Source organism: Arthrobacter sp. 2RAF6 (assembly GCF_052115205.1).
GTDB lineage: Bacteria > Actinomycetota > Actinomycetes > Actinomycetales > Micrococcaceae > Arthrobacter.
In genome coordinates, this window is sequence record NZ_JBFRGF010000111.1 from 1 (window position 1) to 714 (window position 714).

Annotated in this window: 2 pseudogenes; both read left to right on the forward strand. The window is 58.4% G+C overall.

From position 1 onward, the window contains the following. Window positions 1-249, forward strand: a pseudogene (locus AB4Z38_RS25710) (hypothetical protein); the annotation flags it as partial. 89 nt (window positions 250-338) lie between these two features. Beyond that, window positions 339-714, forward strand: a pseudogene (locus AB4Z38_RS25715) (heme utilization protein); the annotation flags it as partial.

Sequence of the window (714 nt, forward strand, 5' to 3'; positions counted from 1 at the left end):
TACCTGGTGCCGTCCGTAGTGGAATACGAGTTCGCCGCACATCTAAGCCTGGCCAACTTTGAGCTGACAATGGATAACCGCCTGGCCGACGAGGTCGGCGAGTTCATTGCAGGACTGCCCATCACGCCTCCGGCGTCCTTCGCCGCCCGYTGGTACACCCTCTTWGAGTTGCGCGCTGACTGGGACGGTCGCTGGTGGGAAAACCAGCCGTGGCGGCACGTCATTTCCTGGCAAGCGCAAGATCACTAAGGGGAATGCGGGACAGCCTGCTAGATCCCGTTCACCCGAACCACGTAATTGTCCTGCATTAAAGACCCAGCTCCATCGAGAGGAACCCCATGGACGGTATCAGGTACGGAATTTTTCTCCGTCCGGATCCAGCGACCTGCTGGGCGGTAACGCAAATCACCAGGGCGCTCCAGGCGCAGTTTGGACTCGTTGCAGCTGCGGCCTTCGCACCTCACGCCACCCTGATCGGCAACTTGAAGACAAACGCTACGGAGAAAGAACTCGTCGCGACCTTGGACTCCGTGTTTCACGGTCTGGATCCGATACCGGTGTACAACAGCGGGGTCGAGCGGACGCACAAGGGCACCTTCGAATACAACATCAACCTCGTCGAGTCTGGAAACTCGATCAACGAACCCCTCAACCGAATTGCCGCCGATGTTAAAGCGGCCGTTTTGCCCCTCGCTGTACCACACAGTGACTACT